This is a genomic window from Streptomyces africanus (assembly GCF_002150735.1).
Taxonomy (GTDB): Bacteria; Actinomycetota; Actinomycetes; order Streptomycetales; family Streptomycetaceae; genus Streptomyces; species Streptomyces africanus.
Genome location: NZ_MUKA01000352.1, coordinates 1 through 1,569, shown reverse-complemented (window position 1 = coordinate 1,569; position 1,569 = coordinate 1). Strand labels below are relative to the sequence as shown.

At 75.0% G+C, this 1,569-nt stretch carries 1 protein-coding gene; it reads right to left on the bottom strand.

The window, feature by feature from the left end; genetic code table 11:
* Positions 1-155: 155 nt before the first annotated feature.
* Positions 156-1,569: aminoglycoside phosphotransferase family protein (locus CCL05_RS35310; protein ID WP_107400553.1), on the bottom strand; the 1,414-nt coding region annotated here is incomplete at its 5' end.

The window sequence follows — 1,569 nt, the reverse complement described above, 5'->3', positions numbered from 1 at the left end:
CGGTATGGGCGGGGCGCAGCGCGAGCCGGGCCCGCCGCTCAGCCACCCCGATGTACCGCTGCGCCCCGCCCATACCGGCCTCCACTCGTCGTGTCCGTCCGACTTCCCCTGCATCTTCGCGAACGCCACTGACAACCGTCCGTCGGCGGCCCGGCTCAGGCGTACCGCTCCAGCAGCCCCGCCACGTACGCCTCCAGCCGCCCGCCCAGCACCTCCGGTGCCAGATCGGTCCGGCCCAGCTCCCGCCACGGACCCGCCAGCTTCGCCGCGTCGGGGACGTAGGCCAGGGCGTCGAGCAGCCGCCAGTACAGGTGGTCCGGGCCGTCGGCGAGTCGGTGGCCGCCGTGCGCCGCGTAGTGCTCCCGGAAACCGAGGCCGTACTCCGGGCCGTACAGCAGCGCCAGGGCGGTCGAGCAGTGGGCGACGTCCAGGTCGGCGGGACCCCACGAGGTCTCCACCCAGTCGACGACACCACTGATCCGCAAGCCGTCTCCCGAGCCCGTGAACAGCACGTTCCCGGGGTGGTAGTCCCGGTGCAGGAAGCACCCCTCGTACGGCGGCGGGTCGCGGCGGATCACGTCCACCGCCCGCTCCCACATCGCACCCGCCGGCGCCCGCACCCGCTCCGGGGAGGCCCACGCCTGATACGTACGGGGCCGCTCCACGGGAACCACCCGGTGGATCCGGGCGAGCTGCGCCGCCAGCAGGTCCACCCGGCGGTCGAGGTCCTCCGCGTCGACCCGGACCCGCCCCGGCAGCCCGGACATCAGCAGGGACGGGTGGTCACAGTGCTCGGCGGTGGCGTCCACACCGGTCAGCTCGGGAGCCGGCACACCGTCCTCCCCGGCCAGCAGCGTGAGCACGTCCGCCTCGCGGGCCAGCAGCCCGGGGGCGTGCCGCCGGAAGAAGGGCTTCACGAAGGTCCGCAGGGCGAGTGCGGTGCCGTCGTCGAGGGTGAGCCGCCGCATCTGGGCGCTCCAACCGCCGGTGAGGAACGTGGACTTGCCGACCGTACGGCCCTCCGGGAGCTGCTTGGCCACCCACGCGCGGGTCGCCGTCCAGCCCCGGTCGCCGAGCCCGGTCAGGACGGCGGTGACGAACTCCCCCAGGTCGCCGGGGTGGTCGCGGAACCACCGGCCCAACCGGTGCTCCGCGTCGGGGAGTTCCCAGTGGGTGAACTGGGCGCGCCGGGCCAGCGCCTCCGAGACGGCGTCCGTCACGGCGGGCGGGATGACCTCGTCCGTGCGCGGCACCGCGAGCACCGCCCGCCCCTCGTACCCCCGCAGGACGTCGAGCGCGGGCGACTCCCGCCAGCTGCCGGGCCGCCGGATGATCTCGCTGAACCGCCCGTCACCCGCACCGAACGGCACGTCCCAGGCCTGAGCCGCGTACACCGCCGGCGCGCACAGTCCCAGAGCCGCCACCCGGTCCCCGTAGTGCCCGACGAGATCGGCCACCGTCTGGCCGCTCATGCTGAAGCCGACGAGGACGAGCGGCCCGGCCGCGCCCGCGCGGGCGTCGATGACGGACACGGCCTGCTCGAAGCGGCGGCGCAGGCTCAGTTCCCGC